Source organism: Pseudofrankia saprophytica, assembly GCF_000235425.2.
GTDB classification, from domain to species: domain Bacteria; phylum Actinomycetota; class Actinomycetes; order Frankiales; family Frankiaceae; genus Pseudofrankia; species Pseudofrankia saprophytica.
Genome location: NZ_KI912266.1, coordinates 3,966,740 through 3,989,919, shown reverse-complemented (window position 1 = coordinate 3,989,919; position 23,180 = coordinate 3,966,740). Strand labels below are relative to the sequence as shown.

Annotated in this window: 21 protein-coding genes; 6 read left to right on the top strand and 15 right to left on the bottom strand. The window is 70.4% G+C overall.

Annotated elements, in window-relative coordinates; translation table 11 throughout:
• Nucleotides 1-209: 209 nt before the first annotated feature.
• The 9 genes from FRCN3DRAFT_RS0216625 to FRCN3DRAFT_RS0216585 all read right to left on the bottom strand — a co-directional run bounded on the left by FRCN3DRAFT_RS0216625 (nt 210) and on the right by FRCN3DRAFT_RS0216585 (nt 8,019).
• On the bottom strand, nt 210-857 hold the full coding sequence (locus FRCN3DRAFT_RS0216625; RefSeq protein ID WP_027140663.1) for a response regulator: 648 nt from the start codon (nt 855-857) through the stop codon (nt 210-212).
• Nucleotides 858-1,083: 226 nt separating this feature from the next.
• Nucleotides 1,084-1,299 (bottom strand): hypothetical protein, encoded by a 216-nt coding sequence (locus FRCN3DRAFT_RS44790; RefSeq protein ID WP_007511876.1) that lies wholly within the window; start codon nt 1,297-1,299, stop codon nt 1,084-1,086.
• 107 nt (nt 1,300-1,406) lie between these two features.
• Nucleotides 1,407-2,090, bottom strand: coding sequence for a TetR/AcrR family transcriptional regulator (locus FRCN3DRAFT_RS44785; protein WP_007511875.1), 684 nt, complete (start codon nt 2,088-2,090; stop codon nt 1,407-1,409).
• A 201-nt stretch (nt 2,091-2,291) separates the two neighbouring features.
• Nucleotides 2,292-3,362: a maleylpyruvate isomerase family mycothiol-dependent enzyme gene (locus FRCN3DRAFT_RS0216610; protein WP_007511874.1), complete on the bottom strand. Its 1,071-nt coding sequence runs from the start codon at nt 3,360-3,362 to the stop codon at nt 2,292-2,294.
• A complete protein-coding gene (locus FRCN3DRAFT_RS0216605) occupies nt 3,359-3,943 on the bottom strand; it encodes an RNA polymerase sigma factor (protein WP_232794064.1) in 585 nt (194 codons plus the stop codon). The genes FRCN3DRAFT_RS0216610 and FRCN3DRAFT_RS0216605 overlap by 4 nt, the downstream gene beginning before the upstream one ends.
• A 320-nt stretch (nt 3,944-4,263) precedes the next feature.
• The gene (locus FRCN3DRAFT_RS0216600) at nt 4,264-4,620 is read right to left on the bottom strand and encodes a VOC family protein (protein WP_007511872.1); all 357 of its coding nucleotides are present in this window, start codon (nt 4,618-4,620) and stop codon (nt 4,264-4,266) included.
• Nucleotides 4,621-4,673: 53 nt separating this feature from the next.
• Nucleotides 4,674-5,939 (bottom strand): amidohydrolase family protein, encoded by a 1,266-nt coding sequence (locus tag FRCN3DRAFT_RS0216595; protein WP_007511871.1) that lies wholly within the window; start codon nt 5,937-5,939, stop codon nt 4,674-4,676.
• A gap of 98 nt (nt 5,940-6,037) precedes the next feature.
• Nucleotides 6,038-7,090: a 2,3-butanediol dehydrogenase gene (locus tag FRCN3DRAFT_RS0216590; protein WP_007511870.1), complete on the bottom strand. Its 1,053-nt coding sequence runs from the start codon at nt 7,088-7,090 to the stop codon at nt 6,038-6,040.
• A 71-nt stretch (nt 7,091-7,161) separates the two neighbouring features.
• Nucleotides 7,162-8,019: a sugar phosphate isomerase/epimerase family protein gene (locus FRCN3DRAFT_RS0216585; protein WP_007511869.1), complete on the bottom strand. Its 858-nt coding sequence runs from the start codon at nt 8,017-8,019 to the stop codon at nt 7,162-7,164.
• 217 nt (nt 8,020-8,236) lie between these two features.
• Here FRCN3DRAFT_RS0216585 and FRCN3DRAFT_RS0216580 point away from each other — a divergent pair, with 217 nt between their 5' ends.
• Both FRCN3DRAFT_RS0216580 and FRCN3DRAFT_RS0216575 read left to right on the top strand, forming a co-directional pair.
• Nucleotides 8,237-8,851: a TetR/AcrR family transcriptional regulator gene (locus FRCN3DRAFT_RS0216580; RefSeq protein WP_007511868.1), complete on the top strand. Its 615-nt coding sequence runs from the start codon at nt 8,237-8,239 to the stop codon at nt 8,849-8,851.
• A gap of 70 nt (nt 8,852-8,921) precedes the next feature.
• A complete protein-coding gene (locus tag FRCN3DRAFT_RS0216575) occupies nt 8,922-9,374 on the top strand; it encodes a YdeI/OmpD-associated family protein (RefSeq protein WP_007511867.1) in 453 nt (150 codons plus the stop codon).
• 269 nt (nt 9,375-9,643) lie between these two features.
• Here the strand turns inward: FRCN3DRAFT_RS0216575 and FRCN3DRAFT_RS0216570 are convergent, their stop codons facing one another.
• Together FRCN3DRAFT_RS0216570 and pip are read right to left on the bottom strand one after the other, a co-directional pair.
• Nucleotides 9,644-10,012 (bottom strand): TraR/DksA C4-type zinc finger protein, encoded by a 369-nt coding sequence (locus tag FRCN3DRAFT_RS0216570; RefSeq protein ID WP_007511866.1) that lies wholly within the window; start codon nt 10,010-10,012, stop codon nt 9,644-9,646.
• 561 nt (nt 10,013-10,573) lie between these two features.
• Entirely contained in the window at nt 10,574-11,569 is a 996-nt protein-coding gene (pip, locus tag FRCN3DRAFT_RS0216565) for a prolyl aminopeptidase (RefSeq protein ID WP_007511865.1), read from the bottom strand.
• Nucleotides 11,570-12,418: 849 nt separating this feature from the next.
• On the opposite strand from pip, the gene FRCN3DRAFT_RS54095 reads away from it, so the two are divergent.
• Together FRCN3DRAFT_RS54095 and FRCN3DRAFT_RS0216555 are read left to right on the top strand one after the other, a co-directional pair.
• On the top strand, nt 12,419-12,985 hold the full coding sequence (locus FRCN3DRAFT_RS54095) for a hypothetical protein (RefSeq protein WP_131803646.1): 567 nt from the start codon (nt 12,419-12,421) through the stop codon (nt 12,983-12,985).
• Nucleotides 12,986-13,189: 204 nt separating this feature from the next.
• Complete coding sequence (locus FRCN3DRAFT_RS0216555) at nt 13,190-13,567, top strand: Mth938-like domain-containing protein (RefSeq protein WP_007517605.1); 378 nt, start codon at nt 13,190-13,192, stop codon at nt 13,565-13,567.
• Between the two features lie 912 nt (nt 13,568-14,479).
• Here the strand turns inward: FRCN3DRAFT_RS0216555 and FRCN3DRAFT_RS0216550 are convergent.
• Entirely contained in the window at nt 14,480-14,956 is a 477-nt protein-coding gene (locus tag FRCN3DRAFT_RS0216550; protein WP_198535987.1) for a hypothetical protein, read from the bottom strand.
• A 364-nt stretch (nt 14,957-15,320) separates the two neighbouring features.
• Here FRCN3DRAFT_RS0216550 and FRCN3DRAFT_RS0216545 point away from each other — a divergent pair, with 364 nt between their 5' ends.
• Entirely contained in the window at nt 15,321-16,949 is a 1,629-nt protein-coding gene (locus tag FRCN3DRAFT_RS0216545; protein ID WP_007517607.1) for a tetratricopeptide repeat protein, read from the top strand.
• Between the two features lie 215 nt (nt 16,950-17,164).
• On the opposite strand, the gene FRCN3DRAFT_RS0216540 is transcribed toward FRCN3DRAFT_RS0216545, so the two are convergent.
• Together FRCN3DRAFT_RS0216540 and FRCN3DRAFT_RS0216535 are read right to left on the bottom strand one after the other, a co-directional pair.
• A complete protein-coding gene (locus tag FRCN3DRAFT_RS0216540) occupies nt 17,165-18,004 on the bottom strand; it encodes a class I SAM-dependent methyltransferase (protein WP_007517609.1) in 840 nt (279 codons plus the stop codon).
• A gap of 21 nt (nt 18,005-18,025) precedes the next feature.
• Nucleotides 18,026-19,390 (bottom strand): citrate synthase, encoded by a 1,365-nt coding sequence (locus FRCN3DRAFT_RS0216535; protein ID WP_232794063.1) that lies wholly within the window; start codon nt 19,388-19,390, stop codon nt 18,026-18,028.
• A gap of 141 nt (nt 19,391-19,531) precedes the next feature.
• Between FRCN3DRAFT_RS0216535 and FRCN3DRAFT_RS0216530 the strand changes: the two genes are divergently transcribed.
• Nucleotides 19,532-20,719, top strand: coding sequence for a citrate synthase/methylcitrate synthase (locus FRCN3DRAFT_RS0216530; RefSeq protein ID WP_051466915.1), 1,188 nt, complete (start codon nt 19,532-19,534; stop codon nt 20,717-20,719).
• Here FRCN3DRAFT_RS0216530 and FRCN3DRAFT_RS0216525 read toward each other — a convergent pair.
• The gene (locus FRCN3DRAFT_RS0216525; protein ID WP_232794062.1) at nt 20,677-22,974 is read right to left on the bottom strand and encodes a putative bifunctional diguanylate cyclase/phosphodiesterase; all 2,298 of its coding nucleotides are present in this window, start codon (nt 22,972-22,974) and stop codon (nt 20,677-20,679) included. The genes FRCN3DRAFT_RS0216530 and FRCN3DRAFT_RS0216525 overlap by 43 nt on opposite strands.
• Nucleotides 22,975-23,180 lie beyond the last annotated feature (206 nt).

The window sequence follows — 23,180 nt, the reverse complement described above, 5'->3', positions numbered from 1 at the left end:
GGGTGCTGTCGGGGCGCCGGACGTAGCCGGCGGCGGGGCCGTTCGGACCGCCGTCCGGCGGCGTTTGGCGTGTCCGGCTCGGGACGGTTGGACCCATCGGAGACTCCTGCCCACGCGCGCACCGCCGCGAAACGGGCAACCCGGCATCGTCCTGGCCGGTTTCGCCCGGCGGACGGAGGGAGGTGGTGGGTGCGCGGGAGGGCGCGCCGTCAGCCGCGGGAGCCGGCGCCGAGCCGGGTCGCGAAGACGGCGGCCTGGGTGCGGCTGGTCAGGCCGAGCTTGACCAGGATCGAGGAGACGTAGTTCTTGACGGTCTTCTCGGACAGGTGGATCCGGCCGGCGATCTGCCGGTTCGTCAGGCCCTCGGCGACCAGCCGCAGGATCTCACGCTCCCGGACCCCCAACGTGGCCAGCTTCGGGTCCCCCGTCGACCCCTCCCGCAGACGGGTAAGGACCCTCTGCGTGACCGCCGGGTCGAGCAACGACCGGCCCGCGGCGATCTCACGGATCCCACCGACGAGATCTGTCCCCCTGATCTGCTTGAGCAGGTAACCCGCCGCACCAGCCATGATCGCGGAGAACAGGGCGTCGTCGTCGTCATACGACGTCAGGATCAGACAACCGATCTCCGGATGCGCCGAACGGATCTCACGGCACACATCGATACCGCTGCCGTCCCCCAACCGGGCATCCAGCACGGCCACATCCGGCGACACCGCCGGAATCCGCCGCAACGCCTCCTCCGCCGTGGACGCCTCACCCACCACCCGCAGATCACCCGCGTCCTCGAGCATCTCCCGGATACCACGCCGAACGATCTCGTGATCATCCAGGAGGAACACCCGCACATCGCTCATGATCAAAACCATACGCGCGGACGACGCCGCGCAGGTGACGCGCTTGGTCGGTCGGCGTCGGTCGGTACGGACCGCGCGGCCGGGACCTTAGTCCCGACCGGCGGCTGATGGCTGACGGTAGGACCCACCCTCCCGCCGACCGCCCAACACTCGGCCGGGCGGCCGGGCCAGTCGGGCGGTCGGACGGCGGATGCGTGGCTGTTCGGGTCGCTGACGCGCGGAGGCGTCAGCGGGTGACGGGCCGCGCTGGCCAGGTGGACGTCTCGTGGCTGGTCATCCAGGCGATGTCGTCGGACCGGACACCGAGCCGGCTGGCGATCTCGGTCACGTCCGTGCCCTCGCGCAGCGCCGCGCGCAGGGCGTCCGCCCGCAGCTGGCGCAGCTGCGTGGGCCGTGGATGGTTGCGCCAGATCAGCTCGTTCGCGTGGGCTGCCCGGTCCACGGAATCCTCGATAGAAGCAATTTCTTCGCAGGTCGGCACAGGCCCATGGTGGACGGAACAAGCCCGGACGACAACAGGGAGATGGCTAGATTCGGGCCACTACCTGGCTAAGAGCCGGGCACTTTGGTGGCGGTGGCGCCGGGAACCGGGCCGGCGAGGCCGTGGCGCAGGAGACTCGCCAACTCGGCGTAGGCGTCCGCGTCCGACAGGCCGGTGGCGGCGGTGATGTCGCCGCGCTGGATCGCCGACATCACCGTCGTCGCCGCCTGGCCGACGAAGGCCGCGTCGACCCCGCGGAACACCCCGGCCTCGACACCCGCGGCCACCAGCTCGCGGATCCGGCGGGCGGCGATGCGGGTGTTGCGCTCGTACTCGGCGCGGGTCGCCGGGTTCGCCGCCAGGTCACGGCGAAACGCCGACGAGGCGGGCCGGAGCTCGCGGGCGACGCCGCCCAGGTAGGCGCCCACGGTCTCGGCGGGGCTCGCCGCGGCCACGGCGGCGACGTCGTTCTCGATCCGCTCGGCAGCGGCGCGGAAGAAATGCCGGGCGACCGCCACCGCGAGCTGCTCCTTGCTGTGCGCGAGCGCGTAGAGCGTGCTCTTCGAACAGCGCAGCCGGGCGGCCAGGTCCGCCAGGGTGAACTGGGCGAACCCCTCCGTCAGGAAGATCCCCAGCAGGGCGTCGAACAGGTCCGCCTGCCGCGACGTCCGCGCCGGAGCCATGCCTGGTGTGGACATCGGCGCCGGGTCAGCGGCCAGGTCGTCCACGCCGGGAGCCGGCCGCGCGCTCATGACCGGAAGACTGTCGTCGGCGGCGACATGGCCGCGGCCGCCGCCGGACCGGCGGCGCGGCGCGGCCAGGCGGCACGAATCTCCGGAGCTTTCCCGCGTGGCCACATCCTGTCCACGTTACGGGGATCGCGGCCGCGCGCCCGCCCGACAGGCCGCGGGCCGGGCGCCCCCCCGCCGGGCGCACGCTGCACAGGCCTCCGGTCAGGGGCCAGACAGCTGGGGGGCGATCACGAGGAGCTCGGCGGCGAGGGCGTCGTCGCCGAAGATCTCGGCGTCCAGGCGGGCCGGATGCACGCGGTCCGCGACCAACAGGCAGAACTCGACGGTGTCGAGGGTCAGCTCGGCCTCGGGCCGGTCAGCCGTGGGCAGGTCGGCGGCGCCCTCGCCGCCGACCTGGACCAGCCAGGAGCCGCCACCCGGGCCCGTGAGCGTCAGGCGCACGGTGCCGGCGGGGGCGGTGGCCGCGCGCGGAGGCAGGGTGCTCAGAAGCCTGGCCGCGAGGTCCGCCATCGCGCCGAGGCTGTCGACGGGCGGTGCGGGTACCCGCATGCCCACCGCGGCGGCGATGTCGCGGGCGTGTACCCAGGTCTCGAAAGCTCGGGCGGTCAGCTGGTCCGCGACCGGCAGCCGGACACCGTCGACCTCGACGTGGCGCGAGGCGAGTTCCGGCTCGGCGTTCAGCCTCGCCGCGATCGCCTCGACGTCGTGGCGCCACAGCGCCTGGACGCGCTCGCGCGGCCAGCCGGTGACCCAGGCGAGCAGCCGCTCGGTGTGGCCGACCAGGCCCACGGCCGAGCCAGGCGGGGGTTCGACCGCGACGCCGAGGGCCGTCGCGAGCAGGGCGTTGCCGGCGGCGAGGTGCGCGACCAGGTCGCCCACCCGCCAGGTCAGCACGGGGCTGGGCCCGCGCAGCGCGTCATCGCCCACCTCGGCCAGCACCGACTCGAGGATGCCGGCCGCGGCGGCGAAGGGAGCGGCGAACGCGGGCACCCGCGGTGCCGGGCGCCGACGCGCGCGGGCCGGCGCCCGCAGCCGGGCCGGCACGGGGGCATCGGGAAGCTCGCCGACGTCGCCCAGGGCGAGCAACAGGTCGTCGACCTCCCGCCACTCGGCCTCAGCCGTGATCGAGGCCAAGGCGTCCGCGCACGTCGGGCAGGCGGAGGTGTGCCCGGCGATCAACCGGGCCTCGTCGGCGCCGCACAGGTCCATCGCCTGTTCGGCGAGAAACGCGCTCAGGCGCCCCTCGGGCAGGTGCGCGTCACCCATGGTCATTCGCCGATGCCTTCCGCGGCGAGAGTTCGGGCGATACGCGCGAGGGCGTTTCGCATTCGCGATTTCGCGGTGCCTTCCGGTATTCCGAGCTCGGCCGCCACCTCGCGGTAGGTCATTTCCCGATAGAACGCCAGTTCAACCGCGGTCCGTAGGGTGTCGGGCAGATCGCGCACGATTAGGCGAACCCGGCAGGACGTGTCGGCCGCCTCGATGGTCTCGTCCACGCCTGGCAGTTCGAACGGGCCGTGAAGCTCCGGTGCGGCCAGGCGGCGGCGCCGCTCCTCACCGCGCACCCAGTCGACGGACCGCCGGTGCGCCAGCATCGCCAGCCACGTTCGCAGTCCGGCACGATGGGGGTCATACGCCAGCGGATGTTCCCAGAAATAGCCGAAGACGTCCTGGGCTATGTCATTCGCGGCGTCCCGGTCCCGGGTCACCCGATACGCGAGCGCGTGCACCAGGATTCCGAACAATGCGTAGATCTCGTCCAGCGCGCGCTCGTCGCCGGCGACCAGCCGGCCGTGCAGCTCCGTGTCCCGCTGCGTGAGCCCCACCACCGGGTGCGCGTTGTCGCCCGTCACAGCATGTCCACCCCCCAGCCGGCGGGAGGTCATCGTAGCGCATGGTCCAAGGTTGTCCGGCCCGCTCCACGCGGTGAAAGAAGGCCACGTCGGAATGGAATCCACACCGCCCAACACCGGCGTCGAGAAGGAGACCGTCACCGGGCAGATGCCCCGTAGCCACCCCTGCTGATCTCGCCGTTGCTCATGCGCGGCCTCCGCTCACGGTCCCCGCCTCGCGACGTGCGCGCGGGGTCACCGCACATTCGCGCGCCCGTCGCGGGCGGATCACCGGTCGGAGTATGACGTGGACCACGTGTATGACGTGGACCACGTCATGGTCATGGTGTTCGCGTGTGCCGGCGCAGCTCCCAGAGGTTGCCGGCCGGGTCGGCGCAGAACGTCACCGCCAGATCGCCCCGGCCGCCGGACCGGTAGGCGACGCCGGCGGCGTCGAGCCGGCGTTCGACGTCCTCGTCGACCTCGATGGCCGTGTGGGCCCGCGCCGCGGGCCGGTGGTCGGGATCGATGCTCAGGTGGATCTGGCTGCCGTCGTCCGCCTCGTACCACCGGGCGACGTCGGCGAGGTCGGGCGGTACATCCATCTTCCGGTAGCCGAGGACGTCGACGAGAAACGCGCCCTCGGCGTCGTCCAGGCCCGGCGGAACACCGAGGTTGGCGTGGTGGAACCGTGGCATGGGTAGTGGACCCCGCGATCTCAGAAGAGTCAGAAGACGCCTGTGACGGAGACTCAGAAGACGCCGATGCCGGCCGCCTCGTTGCGCCTGCGCCACTCATGCCGGGACATCCGGGTCACGTCGACGTCCCCCGCCTGCCCGCGCAGCGCGCCGACGGTCGCCTGCTCCTTGGGAGTGTGGGCGAACGGGTCCCAGCCGAAGAAGCGGCATGCGTTCCGCCAGGTGATCTTGTCAATCTCCGGGTCGGTGCAGCCAGCGTCCTGGAACTCCTTCCAGGCGAACTCGGGCGACGTGGGCCAGGTCGTGTCGGTGTGCGGGTAGTCGCACTCCCAGGCGATGGTGTCGATGCCGATCCGGTCGCGCAGCGCGAGCCCGGAGGGGTCGGTGATGTAGCAGGCCAGGATGTGCTCGCGGAACACCTCCGACGGGAGCCGGCCGCCGAAGTCGCTGTGCAGCCACGCCTGGTTCTGGACGTGCCGGTCGGCCCGGTCGAAGTAGAACGGGATCCAGCCGATGCCACCCTCGGACAGGGCGACCTTGAGATCCGGGAAGCGCCGCAGCGTGGGGCCGAACAACAGGTCCTGCGCGATGATCGCCGAGATCTGGCAGGTCAGGATGATGAGATGGTCGACGGGGGCCTCGTCCGGCTTCTTGATCAGGCTGAAGCCGGCGCCGATGTGCAGCGAGAGCACCATGTTCTCTTCGCACAGCGCCCGCAGCATCGGGTCCCAGTGACCCGACAGGAAGCTCGGGAAGCCCCAGGCGTGCGGCGCCTCCAGGAAGCTGATGGACCGGCAGCCCTTCCGCGCGATGCGGCGGATCTCCTTCACGGCCAGGTCGACGTCCCACATCGGGACGATGCCCAGCGGGATGAACCGGCCGGGGTAGGTGCCGCACCACTCGTCGATGACCCAGTCGTTGTAGGCCTGGAGCATCACGAGCGCGATGTCCTTGTCACGCGACTCGGTGAAGGTCCTGGCGTTCCAGCCGGCCATGGTCGGGAAGCACATCGACGCCAGCACGCCGTTCGCGTTCATGTCCCGCACCCGCTCGTGCACGTCGAAGCAGCCCGGGCGCAGCTCCGAGTAGGTCCCCGGGTTGAATCCCCATTCCTCGCTTGGCCAGCCCACGGTGGCGGCCATGCCGAAGTTCGTCGAGGTCCCCTCACCCTGGAAGACCCACTGGTCCAATCCCTGCTCGTTGCGGATGACCTTCGGAGCCTCGTCCCGCCACTTGGCCGGGACGTGCTTCTCGTACATGTCGGGCGGCTCGATCATGTGGTCGTCGATGCTCACCAGAATCATGTCGTCCATGCGCATGGGACCGCTCCTCTCACTGTGGCTGGCATTCACCGTGGCTGGCGTCCGGAAGGGTGAGAAAGGTCGAAGGGTGCGGAGGGTGCGGAGGCGGGCGGGCGTCAGGCCGCGGGCAGGTCGACCAGGACCTTGATCCGCCGGCCGGCCCGCAGGTCCAGCAGCGCGGCACGAAGATCGTCGAGATCGACGTGCTCGACCCACCCCGCCGTCGGGTACGCACCGCCCGCGATCAGGTCGATCACCCGCCGAAACACCCCCGGGGCGTATCCCAGCGACCCGGTGAGCTCGATCTCGCCACGGGCCAGCACCCAGGCCGGAAAGCTCACCTCCCGGTCGGAGAACGCGACCCCGACGTAGCGCCCCCGCGCGCGCAGCACGGCCAGCGCGAGCGCGAACGTCCCGGGCGCACCGGCGCAGTCGACGACCGCGTCGAGGCCGCGCCCCTTCGTCCGGCCGCGCACCTCGTCGGTGACGTCGACGGCGCCCGGATCGAGGACCTGCGCGACGCCGAGCGCCGCCACGGCCGCGCGGCGAGCCGCCACCGGCTCGACGACCAGGATGTCGTCCACGCCGACGGCGCGCAGGCCGAGAACGGCACCGACCCCGATCGGTCCCGCGCCGAGCACGAGGGCGGACCCACCCGCCTGGGCTCCGGAGCGGAGCACACCGTTGAAGGCGACCGACATCGGTTCCACGAGCGCGGCGTCCGCCAGGGACATCGAGTCGGGAATCGCGTGCACCATCGCCCGGGGAACGACGGTGAACTGGGCCAGGCCGCCCCCGTGTGAGCACAACCCGTGTGTCATCACCTGGCGGCACAGCTGCGGCAGCCCGGCCTGGCAACGGTCGCAGTCACCGCAGGAGTACAGCGGTTCCACGCACACCTGGTCGCCGGCCGCGACGTCCGTGACGCCCTCGCCGACGGCGGTGACCGTTCCGGCGAACTCGTGACCCGGGATCTGGGGCAGAACCCCGCCGGTGAGCGGGTGCGGCGTGGTCGTGCAGGCCCGCGGCCCGGAGAAGTACTCGTGCAGGTCCGTGCCGCACAGCCCGTTGTGAGCCACGGCGATCTTCACCTCGCCGGCGGCCGGCTCGGGCTCGGGAATCTCCTCGATCCGCACGTCCTCGTTGGCGTGTAACCGTGCCGCGATCATGAAGCGTCCACCGCGACGGAGGGCGTGGGCCGGTGTCGTAAGTCCGCGGCTCCGCGGTCGTCTCCCATTGCTCACTCCTCTTCCGTGACGTTGCCGGACACCTCGTCGATCAGGGCCTGTACCCGGTCTCTGGCCAGTCGGGCGGCCTCGCGCGGGACCATGGCCTCCGTGGCGGGCGAGATGACCTCCGGCCCCAGCGAGCCGAGCGCGCCGATCCGGTCGAGTGCCCGGAACAGCCGGAGAAGGTCGAAGCAGCCGTCGCCGGGCAGCAGCCGGTGGAAGGTGTCCTGGGCGATGGTCCCCCGCGGCTCGGCTCCCCCGTCGGACACCTGCACGGTGAAGATCCGCCCGCTCGGGAGCGCCTCGAGCGCGGCGTAGTCGGGGTTGCCGCGGAAGAAGTGCCAGGTGTCGAGGACCAGGCCGCCGTTCGCGCGGTCGGCACCCGCCACGACGGCCGCGGCGGCCGGCAGGTCGCTGATCGCCATCATCGCGAGGAACTCCAGCTGGACGCGGGTGCCGACGTCGGCCGCACGGTCACACAGCCGGCCGAACGACGCGGCGACCTGCGCTGGCGGCAGTTCGCAGGCCGGCCGGGAGAACACCGTCAGCGACTCGGCCGGGAGCGCCTCGCACATGCGCAGCACCTCGTCGGCGGTGAAGGCGACGGACCGGGCGGCCGGTATCGGCTCGCCTTCGTACCAGTTCATGAACCCGTCAAGGACGATGCCCAGGCCGGCGTCGCGCAGCCGCAGGCCCAGATCCTCGGGTTTGGTGCCCGCCTCCTCGGCCAGCGCCACGTCGAGCGGGCTAATCGACAGGCGGTGGAACCCGCCGGCGACGGCGGCGTCGATCCGCCGCTCGAGCGGACTGTTCAGGCCGAGCGTTCCCGACCACAGCACCCAGTCGGTGCCGTCCGGCGCCTCACGCATCCCGTGTCCTCTACGTCGCGTACGTCGCGTTCCTCTACGTCGAGAGTCGAGCCAGGCTGTCGGCGACCCGGCTGGCAGACCGGCCGCTCCGCTGGATATGTCTCGCCGTCCGGCCGAGCGCGTCCGCCCCACGCGCATCGGCACTCTACGCCCGGCACGACACCGAGTGCCACTCTTGATATCAGGCCGCGATTATGGCACCGGGTATACTGCGATCATGACGGCTCAGGTGGCGACGGCGCTCCCCCTACGCGAGCGCACCCGCCGGGCGGTGCGCGCCGAGCTGCTCGCCGTCGCCATGGACCTGTTCGCCAGCAAGGGCTACGACGCGACGACGGTCGACGAGATCGCGGCCGCCGCCGGTATTTCCCGCCGCAGCTTCTTCCGCTACTTCGCGTCGAAGGAGGACGTCGTTCTCGGCGATCTGGACAGCGTCGGCGGAACACTCGTAGACGCCCTGGCGGCCCGGCCCGCGGACGAGGATGCCTGGACCGCGCTGCGCCGCGCCTTCGACGTCCTGCTGGCCTACCCCGCCCGCGACCCGCGAGACGCCCTCGCGTTCCGTCAGCTGGTCGACGGCAATCCCGACCTGCGGGCCCGGCACCTGGAGAAGCAGTGCAGGTGGCATGACCGGCTCATCCCGCTCGTCGCGCCCCGCCTCGCCCCTGCCCGCTCCGGCACGGACGTCGACACGCTGGCCACAGCGGTAGTGGGCGCCGCGCTCGCCTGCCTGGAGGCGGCGAACGGCGCCTGGAAGAGGAACAACGGCCAGGCTCCCCTGGACCGGATCCTCGACGACGCCATGCGCGCCGTCCATCCCGGCGCCTTCTGACCGCCCCCTTCTGACCGTCCCCTTCGGACTGCCGACCGTCGAGAAACGCGGCGCCGCCATACTCATACGGGTGAGATTCCGCGCGACCGTCGAGCTGCATGGCAACACGGCGACGGGCATCGAGGTGCCCGCGGACGTCGTCACCGAGCTGAACAGCGGCAAGCGGCCCAAGGTCACCGTGACGATCGGGCCGCACACCTACCGGACCACGGTCGCGCCCATGGGCGGCCGGTATCTCATACCGCTCTCCGCCGAGAACCGGAGCGCGGCCGGGGTGTCCGCCGGGGACGAGGTCGACGTGGAACTGGCACTCGACGCCGCCCCACGGGTCGTCGAGGTTCCCGACGACCTCGCGGCCGCGATCGCGGGCGCGCCCGCCGCGCAGGCGACCTTCGACCAGCTCGCCTTCTCGCACCGCAAGGAATGGGTCCGGTGGGTGACCGAGGCCAAGAAGCCCGAGACCCGCCAGACCCGCATCACCAAGACCGTCGAGGCCCTGAGCGCCGGGCGCCGCAACCGCTGAGGCGACCCGCTGTCCGGACGTCGCCAGTGTCGACGGACGTCGGATGCGGCTCGCGCGGCCCCGTTCAGGTCCTGTGATCGGGGCGGACTCACTCCGAATCGGCGCTGTACGTCGCACGGTCGCTGATCGCCGCTTCTGCCCGCCGGTGGTTGCCCGCAGAGCCAGATCGTGACCACCGGCGGGCACAAGCGGCGATCAGGTCCCTGTTGGCAGCGGCCCGGTCACCGGTCCGCGCGGGTTCGGTCAATCGCCGCAGCAAAATGGCGAGCTCAGCGGTGGGCTGCGCAGTTGTCACAGAGGGTCTTGGTCCAGGCGCGTTGACGGGGTTCGCCTGGATCGCCGCAGGCCTCACAGATCCTGGCTGACTCCTGCTCGGCGGCGTGGACGAGGGCGATCGCCGCGTCGTCCTCCGCCTTGTAGCGTGCCGACTGATCGGGGTCGGGCCAGTCGGTGTTCCCCATGTTCAGGTGGCGCAGCATGCCGGTGTAGAGCTGGACACGCAGGGTGCCGTACTTCTCCTTGACCTGCTGGACGCTGTAGGTGGGGCTGACGGCCAGCAACTGCTCGTGCAGGTGTCTCAGTAACGGATGCCAGCCGCGGCCCACAAAGTCGAGGTGATCGGGAATCTGCTCCGGCATGCCCACATGATCGTATACATCCGGGTAGGTGTCATCTTCTCGACCTGCGGCCGCGCGACTGGCACAAGGCCGGTGTCTGGCAGCGGCCGCGCGAGGTGCTGCTGGCCGAGTGGAACGCTGCGGGCCGGCTTGGCTCATCGCCGGCCGGCAGCCTCGCGCCTGGCTCACCCGCAGATAGACGTAGCAGTCAGCCCGCAGCGAGACGGCGAACAAATAGTGAATCGCGGCGCACGCCAGGGGCCGGCTGGCCGAGAGTCATCACCGCGATCACCTGCTCCGGTCGGCGCGGTGCGCCGCGCCGACCGGTCGCTGATCGCCGGTCGCTGATCGCTGATCGCTGATCGCGGTTTCCGCCCTCCGGTGGCTGTCCGCGGGACCGGATCACAGCCACCGGAGGGCGGAAACGATGATTAAGCCCCGGTCGGCGGCGGCCCCGTCACAGGAACCGCACAGATTCGGTCAATCGCCGCGGCGAAACGGCGAACCACATCCCGAATGGCGGTCTGGATCGCATCGGGCGGCACCATCGGCAGCCGCCGATGGTGCCGCCGCCGACAGAGTTCACCTCGATTGGCCGGACGAGCGCCGTGGGCCAGCGTCGGCTTGGCTGAACCGTTCAGCCGCTTTCATGATCACTTCTTGTGTAGCGGGGCTGCCCGTATGTCCGGACTCGGCGATGACCTTCAGTTCCGCGTCGGGCCACGCCGTGGCGAGGTCCCAGGCGGTCTTGAGCGGGCTGGCGAGGTCGAGCCGGCCGTGGACCAACACCGCCGGGATGCCGGCCAGCCGGTGGGCGTCGCGTAGCAGCTGGCCGTCCTCGAGCCAGGCGTCGTGGGCGAAGTAGTGCGTACAGATGCGGACGAACGCCAGGAGCGCATCGTCGGGTTTGCTGCCGTACTGGCCCGGGGCTCCGAGCGTCTCGTGGGCGATGACGGCGTCTTCCCATGCACACCAGGACCGCGCCGCGTTCATCCGGACCGCCGGGTCCGGGCTGTTGCACAGTCGGTTGTAGGCGGCGACGAGATCGCCATCCCGGTACGCCGTCGGCAAGGCATCGCGGAAGGCTTCCCACTCGGCGGGCAGGAAACGGCCCACACCGCGGTAGAGCCAGTCGATCTCCTCGGGCCTGGTCATGGTGACGCCGACAAGGATGACCTCCGAGACCCGGTCGGGGTGACGCTCGGCATAGGCGATGATCAGCGTCGAGCCCCACGAGCCGCCATAGAGGAGCCACCGCTCGATGCCAAGGTGCTCGCGCAGCCGCTCCATGTCGGCGATCAGGTACTCGGTGGTGTTGTGCTCCAGGCTGACGGCCGGATCAGCGGCATGGGGCCGGCTCTGGCCACAACCGCGCTGGTCGAACAGGACGATCTGATAGACGTCGGGGTCGAACATCCGGCGACTGCCACGGCGTCCGCCGCTGCCAGGGCCGCCGTGCACCCACAACGCGGGCTTGCCGTCCGGGTCGCCACTGGTCTCCCAGTAGATCTGGTGGCCCTCGCCGACATCGAGAAAGCCATGCGCGTACGGCTCGATGGGCGGGAACAACTCCCTCACCTGTTTCCTCCCTCGCCGGCCCTGACCGCAACCGCGATGTTCACCACGGTGGACCTACCCCGGTCGGCGCGTCGCGGCGCGGCGCGGCGCGGCGCGGCGCGGCGCGGCGCGGCGCGGCGCGGCGCGGCGCGGCGGTCGCTGATCGCCGTTCCTGCCCTCCGATGGCTGTATGCGGGCCCGGATCACGGCCACCGGAGGGCGCAAACAGTGATCAAGTCTCTGTCGACGGCGGCTTGATCACAAGATCCGCACAGATCCGTCCGTCGCCACAGCGAAACGACGAACCGCAAACCAGTCGGCGATGTGGATCTCGCCGGCGCCGGGCCACGTAGCGACCGCACGGACGCCAGGCAGGCAGCGACACCCCGCGGCGCCGATCCCAACCCGCCCCGGCGCTGTTTCCCAGCCTCATCCCACCCCCCGCCTTCGAAGATCGCCAGATGTGTATCCGGATCCGAACTCCGGGCCGTGGCCAGTTCGGATCCGGATACAGAACTGGCGATCAAAGTTGTCGAGCGCGGAGGTCTGGCTGGTTGGCAGGGTGCGGAGCCCAGCGGTCGGCGCCCCGTGGACGTCGCCATCTGGAGACCGGCGGTGTTCGATGTGGCGGAGCGCTGTCATCTGCCATCGGTCATCGACCGCAGCGAAACGGCGAACCGTATACAGAATGGCGACGTGGACTACATCATTGCCGAGTGTGATCGACTGTCTCGTCGCCGCCAACCTCGCCGCCACGCTGCACCTGGGGGGTGACTACCCAGCCGCCCGCACCCCTGGCGCAGCGGGTACTGGCCCGGCGTCGAGAGATCCCCGGACGCCGGCGACAGATCCGTGACGTACCGTGCCGACGTGAGCGTGAGCATGTTGTGGGCGGTCTCCGCCGTTGACGCCCAGGTATTGGACAGGTGGGGCCCCATCTGGACAAGTCTGTTCGACGGATACGCGTCCCGGAAGGACCTGCAGGCGGGTTGGCAGCGCTGGCTCGACCACGGCCAGCCGGACGCGTCGTTCGCCGAGATCTTCTCCGCCGTCACCCACGATTGCTGGCAAGAGCTTTGGACCTTCGCCCACGAATGCACATCGGAAGTGCTCACCGATGTGCAGGTCACCCGTCGACGGCCTGCTCCCGAGGCGTTGTTCTACGCGATCGGACCAGCGCGCGCCCGGTTGCTGCCCGGATTCCTCGGCAACTTCATCCTGACCCCGAGCCAGCTCACGGCAGCGCTACCGGACATTCAGGCGGCGTTTGCCTTCTCCCAGCTGGAGCGCGACCAGGTACTCGGCCGGGTCGAGGAGGCGCTTCTCGACTCCGCGCCATGCGACGTCGATGACGTCCTTGACACGCTTCCTCGGCGCGCCCAATGGGCGGCCGATCACGCGATGGGGCTGGCCAGCATCTGCCAGGCAATCGTGTGACCGGACCAGTGTCGCCGCACCAGATGGGTCTCTTGCCTCAGCCGGCCGAGGCAAGGCGACGGTTCGGGGCAGCTCCAGGATCTTTCCCGTGGATCTTGCGGAGGTGGTCGGCGGCAGATCTCCGGACCCCTACCTCTTGCGGGGTCAACAGCCTCGCTGGATGATCCTTGGCTGGCATGTCGGGCAACCGAGGAGAGGACGGCCGTGGCCGAGTCGGTGAGCCAGTCACCTCGAATCCTGCATGTCTCGTGGGGTGAGATGCGGGTCAAGGGGCTGGCACCGGGTAAGGATTTCAAGCTCTACCCGGGCGGCGGGCGAGACTGGGACTGGTCGGAGACCGGTACCCGGCACGAACCAGGGATCCAGCCGGCCGACGTCGAGGAACTCCTAGCCCATGGTGCGACAACGGTCGTACTGTCGCGCGGCATGGAACTTCGCCTTTTGACGGACCAGGCGACGCTTACGCTGCTGGAGCAGCACGGGGTCGTGGTCCACGTCGCCGAAACCACCGAGGCGGTCGAAATCTACAACCGGCTCGCCGAGGCAGAGCCGGTTGGCGGACTGTTCCACAGCACCTGCTGATCCCGTGCAGTGCCGTTTGGTGAACGATGGCGCATGTCATGCGCTGGCCGATGGCGGATCGGCGGATCGGCGGATCCTTCACCGCGACAGACCCGCTCCGGGCGGCGCGGTGCGCCGCGTCGGTCGCTGATCGCCGTTTCCACCCTCCGGTGGTTGTCCGCGAGACCGGATCACGACCACTGGAAGGCACAGATGGTGATCAAGCCCCTGCCGACGGCGGCCCGGCCGCAAGATCCACGCAGGTCCAGTCAATCGCCACAGCGAAACGGCGAACCACATCGCAAATGGTGGCCCAGGTCACAACCAAGCTGGCCGCCGGACCACCCCGACGCCGACCCCCGCGCCGATCGGACGGTGCTGAGCGTGCTTGATCGCCAGATCTGTAGGGCAATCCGAACTGACGAAGGCTCCGTAGTTCGGATTCGGCTACAGATCTGGCGATCTTCAGCGGCGGCTGGCGGGCGGACGGTGTCCGACGCGGCGCCGGCAGCGCTAGGGGTTGCTTACTTGCCTGCCTGCCTGGCCAGCCCGGCGGCCCTCTGTTTGCGGGTACTGCCATTGGCTAGTCGCCGCAGCGAAACGGCTAACCACATCGCAAATGATGGTCCAGGTCACAGGACGGCCGGCCGCTGGACCACGCTGACGCCCACACCCACCAGACGGCGATGAATGCGCTTGATCGCCAGGTCTGTACGGCAATCCGAATTAGCGAGGGCTCGTGGTTCGGATTCGGCTACAGATCTGGCGATCTTCGGGGGTGGCGGGGCGGGTGGGCAGTGTGACACGGTGCCGGCACCGCTGGGGGCTGCACCTCCCTGCCCACCTGGCCAGCCCGCGGCCCGGCGCAGACCTTCGCCGTGGTCGATCACCGCGGCCATCCGCGGTGGTCACGCCGTGCAGATCTCTATGTGGTCAGTGGTATTGGCTGCGCCACCAGGATTCGTCGCGCCTAGCCGCCTCGAACGCATCGATCATTGCCCACGCATGGGAGACGAACGGCTCAGGAGGACGTACGCCGTGGTCGGCGACGTAGTGTGCCAGTCCCTCGGGCCAGATGTAGGTTCCGTCGCTCAGCTCAAGGGAGCCGTTGTGGCGACCGCAGATCCGGCATGGCGAGAGGCCCATGTAGGCGCGGGCGACGAACCCGCGCCGCAGGTAGTTCCCGACGACGTCCCGCTCGTCGACGTCCCAGCCCACGTCGATGAAATCCTCCGGTGAAGGCCAGCCCTCGGCGCGTTCGCCGGCCCAGTAGCCAATGAGGATCAACGTGGATCGAACCATCGCCGCTTGCCCCACCGCGTCGTTGTTTGCTTGTTCATGCGGGTGGTGCGCGGCGGGGTCGTGGTCGGCGTACGACTGCTCTGCCCTCGGTGAAGCCTCGGAGGTCACCCTTCCGATCTTCGCATCACGTGCCCGCCAGGTGACATCAGGGCGGCCGGCAAGGGGCTCTCGGACGCTTGGCCAGCCATGGCCTCAGCCAATCACCGCAGTAAAACGGCGAACCATAGCGAGATTGGTGACTCAGGTCACACGGCATCCAGACTCCTGGAGCGCCGTTGCCTGAATCCTGGACGGTCGACGAGTCCACCGTGGACCGGTCCGGCCCACGTGGATCGGGCAGCCAGACGCGGACTGTGTCGGTTCAGCCCGTCTGGTGCGCGGCGTTATCCCGCTCCTGATGGAATGATTCAGTCGGGGTCGTTGGCGTAGCACAGCTGGCGGCCTAGGTCGGGGCGACGGGGGGTGGCTGCCGATGAGCGGCTTGTCAGAGCACGAGATCGGGGCGTTCGCGGACGTGTTCCCGGATCCGTTCAGTGCGCGACACGTGCTGGCGACCGCAGGCGTGCCAACTCGCCGGCATCCGTCCTGGACAGCGACCGATGCCTACGGATTCTGGGGCGCGGTGTCGGTCCTGCTGACGAACGGGCTTGTGAAAGACGGTCCCGCACGGTTGTTCGCGGCGGCTTTGGCACTGTTTCCGGCAAACCCCGTGTTCCTTGCGAGTGCCGCCGCCCGGTCGGCTGGCCCGGCCATGCCGACGCTCCCAGGCACGACGCCGTCGCGCCCGGACTCGACCATATCCAGCCCGACAAATCCTGACGTACTCAAGGACCCTGCGGAGCCTTTGCAGCTCGGATTGCGCCTAGCCGAACGACGCCGCACCCTCGGCCACGACCACCCTGATGCCCTCGCCGACGCTCACCTCCTCGCCTACGGGCTCATCGTGTTCGGCGACTACCAGGCGGCGCGAGCCCTGGCCGAAGACACCCTCACCCGACGACGCCACACGCTTGGCCACGACCACCCCGACACCTTCGCCACCGCCCAAAACCTCGCCTACACGCTCAACCAGCTGGGCGACCACCAGGCGGCACGAGCCCTTTACGAGGGCACCCGCACCCTGTTCGAGGACACTCTCGCCCGGCAACGCCACACCTTCGGCCACGACCACCCCCAAACCCTCACCACTGCCCAAAACCTCGCCTACACGCTCATTCAGCTGGGCGACCACCAGGCAGCACGAACCCTGAACGAGGACACCCTCGCCCGGCAACGCCACACGCTTGGCCAAGACCACCCCGACACCTTCGCCACTGCCCAAAACCTCGGCTACACGCTCATTCAGCTGGGCGACCACCAGGCGGCCCGCACCCTGTTCGAGGACACCCTCGCCCGACGACGCCACACCCTCGGCCCGGACCACCCCGACACCCTCACCACCGCCCAAAACCTCGCCTACACGCTCAACCAGCTGGGCGACCACCAGGCGATGCGCATCCTGAGCGAGGAAACCCGCACCCTGTACGACAACGCTCTCACCCGACGACGGCTAGTCTTCGGCTACGACAACCCTCAAACCCTCACCACCGCTTACAACTTCGCGTGCACGCTCATCGAACTGGGCGACCACCAGGCGGCCCGCACCCTGTTCGAGGACACCCTCGCCCGGCAACGCCGCGCCCTCGGCCCGGACCACCCTGACACCCTCACCACCGCCCACATCCTCGCCTACACGCTCATTCAGCTGGGCGACCACCAGGCAGCACGAACCCTGAACGAAGACACCCTCGCCCGACGACGCCACACCCTCGGCCCGGACCACCCCCAAACCCTCACCACCGCCCAAAACCTCGCCTACACGCTCATTCAGCTGGGCGACCACCAGGCAGCACGAACCCTGAACGAAGACACCCTCGCCCGGCAACGCCACACCTTCGGCCACGACCACCCCCAAACCCTCACCACCGCCCAAAACCTCGCCTACACGCTCAACCAGGTGGGCGACCTGGCGGCACGCACCTATGAGCCGGGTAGCGATCAATCGCCGCCAGGGGCGGGGTTGCCGGGACGAATGTCGCCGGACGCGGGGAGTGTCCCGTGAAACAGTCCCGGACGCGGCACTGGCAACCTTCGATACGCGGTACACCTATGCCAGTGGCCGCAGAATCCGACAGCATTCTCGATTGTCGGGGTTGGTGGGTAGCGCGGGTCGAGGCATTTCGTGGATCTTTCGGAGCCGCTCCCGGCGGTCAGGCGGACGCCCGGTCCCATGCACCACCAGCGATCACCATCTCTCCGGACGGGGCTCTACCGCCGTCACGCCTGCGAACTGGTTCCGTAGCCGGAAACCGGCACCCGGCCCCAGGCGATGGCGGTCGCGAAGGCGACGTCGAAGAAGGATGGATCGGCGAGCTGGTCAAGCGCCTCGTCCAGCGTGGCATCCGAGGCGAGCTCAAGACGGCGGATATGCGGACGCAGGCGGCTCAACGTCAGGGTCCAGCACCGCGCGGACGCGTTGGCGCCGCCGGTGGTCGGTAGCTGGACGGTCATCCCTACGTCGGCGAGGCCCCGGGCCACCAGTGGACCGGGGAAGCCACGTGCCCAGCCGGAATCCGTGCCAATGGTCTTCGCGAGTGCCTGGTCGATGCCGAGCATGGCGTCACGGAACGGCGCGTGTGGTGCGGAGTCGACGGGGAACCGGGCGATCGACTCGAGCACGATCGTGCCGCCGGGCCTCAGCCAGGTCAGGAGCCGGTCGAGGACGTCCTCCCGTTCGGGAAGATGCTCCAGGACGAACCGGGCGTGGATGAGGTCGAACGGCCCGCCGTCGGGTGCGGGGTCCCGGGTCACGTCATGGCGCAGGACGGTCAGGTTCGGGGCGGCGAGCTCGGCCAGATAGCGGATGTCCACGTCGGTCGCGACGACGTGGCCGGCGGCGGCGACACGTCCTGCCAGCCAGACCGCGATCGACCCGCCGCCAGCGCCCACTTCCAGGCACCGCCAGCCGGCGTCGACGCCAAGATCGCCGAAGACGCGAATCGTCGTCGGGTCACAGACCTCGGCCATCGCGGCGAGCCGGACGCGTTCCGCCTCGTCCGGACCACCGAGAACACCGTCGGCATATCGGAGCCGCTGGCCGTTCGTGCCTTCCTCCATTCTCCAGTTCTACTGTGAGCATCAGAGTGCCGGGCGGGGGCCCGTGTAGACGCCGCGGGGGCGCAGGCGCAGCGCCGGCTCCCGGTACTCCTCCAGGGCATGCGCGATCCAGCCGGCGGTGCGGGCGACGGCGAAGATCACTTCCCCGGCCTCCGTGGGCATTCCGGCGAGCAGGGTGAACGCGGCCAGGGCGAGGTCGATGTTGGCGTGCGCCTCGCCGCTCCCGGCCGCGGCCCGCACCACCGCGTCCACGGCGGACAAGATCTCGTCGGCGCCCGGGAGGCGACGCGCCGACTCCAGCAGCGCCCGGGCCCGCGGATCGCCCCCCGGATACTGACGGGCGCCCAGGCCGGGGATCGGCAGCCCGGACCGCAGGTGGTCGGAGACGACCCCGATGGCGTTTCCGCTGGCCAGCACATCCGTCAGCATCCGGTGGGCGAGCCCGCTGGCGGCGCCGTGCAGCGGGCCGTCGAGCGCGCCGAGGCCGGCGGACACCACCGCGTAGGGGTTCGCCCGGGCCGAGGCCGCGACCCGCGCGGCCATCGTCGAGGCGGCCAGGCCGTGGTCGGCGAGCAGCACGAGCGCCCGGTCCAGGCAGGCAACGGCGTCCGCGCCGCCGGGGCCGGGTCCGGGCGCGAGCCTGGGCCAGAGCCGCTCGGCGAGCGAGACGCCCGGCGGCTCGGTGGCTCGGCGGGTGCCTGCCAGCGGCAACGACTCCACCATCACCGAGATCACCGCGGCGCCTCTCGCGAGCACGTTCTCCCGGCGGAGGTCGAACCGCAGCGGGTCGGCGGAGGCGGCGACCGCGACGGCCACCCGCAGCCGATCATTCAGCCGGACGTGCGCCGGCAGCGTCGCGCCGTTACGCCTCACGGCGGACACCACCTCGTCCGACGCGCGCAGATCGACGGGGCGTGGGTCACCGGGACTCGTGCCACGGCCGTCGCCGAGGTCCTCACCGAGGTCCCACAGCCAGCCGACGACCGCTTCGAAACCCTGCCGTGTGGACAGTTCGACGGCGTCGCGCCCGCGGTAGAACAGCCGGCCGCGCTCACTCAGCGTGATCCCGGTGTGCGCCGTCAACTGTTCCTCGGCCGGGTCGGCGGCCCGCGCCCGGCCCCGCGGGCGCCGGCCGGCCAAAGCCTCGACCTGGCTGGCGTCGAAGGTGCTGCCGCGGCCGTCCGGAGCCGGCTCGCTGGTCAGCAGGCCTCGGCTCGCGTAGGCGTACACCGTCTGCGTCTTCACCCCGAGGAGGTCGGCGACCTGCTGGGTCGTCAATCTCTCCTGGCCAGTCTCCTGGTCACGCTTCTGGTCGCGCTCCTGGCCGCCGCCCTCGCCGACGGCGAGCGCCAGGCCGTCCCGCGCGCGGGGACGATCGTCCGCCACTCCGACTCCCCTTCGAGCCACTGTGAGGACTCCTCCCCTTGAGGACTCCCCACCTCGACCTGTCTCCCAAGTCACGTTGACTGTAATCAACGTTGACAACATTTATCAATGATCGCAGAGTGACGATCGGAGGAGATAATGATGTCGATCACCACAGAACCGGGCGGCTCGACCGCCGTGCGGGAGTCGTCGACGGTCACGGTGCCCCGGGGCCTCAGCGGAGTCGTCGTCACCGATACCGAGCTCGGCGACGTGCGCGGGCGCGAGGGCTTCTACCACTACCGCGAGTACTCGGCCGTGGAACTGGCGCGGAAGCGGACGTTCGAGGACGTGTGGCATCTGCTGTTCTTCGGGCGGCTGCCCGACGCGGTCGCGCGCGCCGATTTCCAGGCCAGGACGGCGCCCCTTCGCCACCTTCCCGGCCCACTCCGAGAGCTGCTTCCCGTCCTGGCGGAGTCCGGGAAGGACGCGAGGCCGCTCGCCTCTCTCGGCGCGGCGTTGTCCGCCGCCGCCGGGGCCCGTGGCATCCGCCCGCTCTATGACCTGACCCCCGACGAACGGCTCGACGACGCGCTCTTCGCGACGGCGCTCGTCCCCACCCTGCTCACCGCGCTCCACCGCCTGCGGCACGGGCTGGAACCCGTCGAGCCGAGGGACGATCTGCCATACGCGGCCAACTACCTCTACATGCTGACCGGCGTCGAACCGACCGACGACCGGGCCCGCGCCGTCGAGCAGTACCTCATCGCCACGATCGACCACGGGTTCAACGCGTCGACCTTCACGGCCCGAGTGATCGCGTCGACCGGCGCCGACCTGGTGGCCTGCCTGGTGGGCGGGCTGGGGGCGCTGTCCGGCCCGCTGCACGGCGGCGCGCCGAGCCGGGCGCTGGACACCCTGGACGCGATCGGCACTCCCGACCGCATCGACGGCTGGATCCGCGAGCGCGTCCTCGCCGGCGATCGGATCATGGGGTTCGGGCACGCCGTGTACCGGACGGAGGACCCCCGCTCCCGGATGCTGCGGGAGATCGCCGAGAGCATGGGCGGCGCGCTGGTCGACCTCGCGGTCACGACGGAGAAGCAGGTCGTGGCGATCCTTGCCGAGCTGAAACCCGGCCGCGAGCTGCACACCAATGTCGAGTTCTACGCCGGCGTCGTCATGGAGCTGTGCGGGCTGCCGCGGGAGATGTTCACGCCGACCTTCGCCGCGGCACGCACCGTCGGCTGGAGCGCGAACATCCTGGAGCAGGCGATGGACAGCAAGATTATCCGCCCCGCGGCCCGCTACATCGGGCCGCCGCCACCGCGGCCAATACCCACCGGCTGACGCCAGTCGCGCGTTCGCGCGCCGGCGGCCTCGCCGAGGTCGACGGCCGCGGGTACCTCGTTCATCGGGTGCGGCGGGCCGTAGAGGGGGCCCGTGCCAAGGTGGCAGCCGGCTGCGGCGAGCTCGCGGGCCTGGGCCGGCTCGCCGAGGTGGGTGGCGATCACGATGAGGTCGAGCCGGGCCGCGGCGGCGAGGATGGCATCCCGGACCAGAGCGGTACGCTCCCGAGCCGACGCGTCGCCGGCGCGGGTGAGACTCCGGTCAAGCCTGATGATCTCAATGGGCAGGGCTTGCCAGGCCGCGAAGATGCTCGCCTCGCCGCCGACCCCGTCGAGGGCGAGACGGACGCCGCGGGCGGCGAGGCGTCGCAGGATGGGGCCCGCGGCGGTCAGGTCCGGCTGGCCACAGGTGCCAGTGAGCGTGAGGATGATCGCTCGCGGGGGCAGGTCGTGGTCGACGAGGAGGTCCACGATGCCGGCGACAGGTGTCTGCTCCAGGTCGCGGTTCATCGGGACGGTGACGAAGGCGGGCGCGTCGGCGGGGCGAGCGCCGCGCGCCGCCAGGTCTCGGCAGGTCTGGCGAAGGACGACGTCGAGCAGGGGCAGGCTCAGCCCGGCCTCGTCCGCGAGCCGGTAGAGCGACTCGGACGAGAACTGCCCCGTCCGCGGCCGGCTCCAGCACGGCGCGGCGTCGAGACCGACCGTCCGCGAGGAGCGCAGATCGACCACCGGCAGGTAGTGGACTCCGAGGACGCTGTCGGGATCGTCGCCGCGCAGCGCCTGATCGAGATGGGCGCGGATCTGCGGGGCCGACTCGGGCGTGGACAGGTCCGGCCGGTAGACGACCAGCCCGCCCTTGCCCTGGCGCTTCGCCGCGTACATCGCCAGGTCCGCGTCCCTCAGCAGGGAGTCGGCCACCGGGTGCCGGGCCGGGTCGGCCATGACCAGGCCGAGGCTGGCACCGACCGGCCGGGAGCGGCCCGCCAGCAGGCACGGCGCGCGGATCGTCGCGGCCAGCCGTGTGCCCACCGTCTCCGGGTCGTCATGGCCGCCCTCGACGAGCAGCGCGAACTCGTCCCCGCCGAGCCGGGCGACCGTGTCCTCGGACCGGACGGCGCTGCGGAGCCGGGCCGCGGTGATCCGGAGCAGCTCGTCGCCGATGTCATGGCCGAGCGTGTCGTTGACCCTTTTGAAGTCGTCGAGATCGCAGAACACGAGCGCGAACGGCCGGCCGTCCCGGAACGCGAGCGCCTGCTCCATCCTGTCGGCGAACAGCGCCCGGTTCGCCAGGCCGGTGAGCGGGTCGTGGAACGCCTGGTGATGCAGCTCCTGCTGGCTCGCCCGGACCGACACGAGCAGCCGGGTGTTCTCGCCCAGCATCGCCATCTGCCTGATCACAACCACGAACAGCAGGCCGAGCAGACCATAGGTCTCGACGCGGCCGACGGCGCCGTCGGCGATCAGCTCGCCGATCGCGAGCCCGCCGACGACGCCCAGCGCCAGGTAGGGCAGCGCGGCCTGCAGCCACAGGATCCGCGGATCGCGGCGGCGGACGGACGCGGCCGAGCTCGGCACCGGAACCAGACAGGCCAGCAGGATCAGCAACCAGCTGGCGACAGCGAGGACGTCCATGGTCGGTGAAATGCTGCTACTACCCTGGACGGTCAAGATCAGGTTGATGGCCGAGTACAGCATCATCGCGCCGAGACCCGCGCCCAGCAGCGCCAGCGCGAGCCCCGACCGAGGCCGTCGGAACGTCGCCAGGAGCAGGACACCCGCCACCAGGAGCAGGAAACCGACGACCGATCCCACCGAGTTCACCAAGGCGCCGCTGTCAAGATGCCGCGCCTGGACCAACGGCGCCAACAGGGTCGGCCACACGACGAGCACGACGGAACCGACGGCCACCACGCTGTCGAGCACCGTGATCGCATACCACCGGCGCCCCGCCCGGCCCTCACCGACGCGACGATCCGCGGCATCGAGTGGATCGGTAGGGAAAGTCAACACGCCGGCCAGCGCCAGCGCAACGATCAGCAGGAAAGCCTCGGCCGACCTGGGCAGGCGGGTCGCGTGGGCCGATCCGTGCTCAACCTGCCAGCTGATGTGCCAGGCCAGCGCGAAGACCAAGGGGACCAGCGTCAGTTCGATGAGCAGTCGCCACCGCCGGTCAGCCCCCTGGGCGCGCCGGGCCGTCCAGGCCAGACAGCCCACCGTCGCCAGGCTCACGACAGCGGCCGCGGAACCAGCGACCACGGCACCCGCATGTGACGGAAGAAGAATCGCGCACAAAGCCACGAGAACGAGATAAACCAGGCCAGCCAACGCGACGTGGCGCGTCGCCGACCAACCGCCGGTCTTCATAACGTACTTCGCCTGCGCATACAGCAAACCCCTGTCCGCCGGCTGCGCCGGAGAACTCACCTCGCGGGCACAGCCGACCCACGCCGAGTCTGCCCATA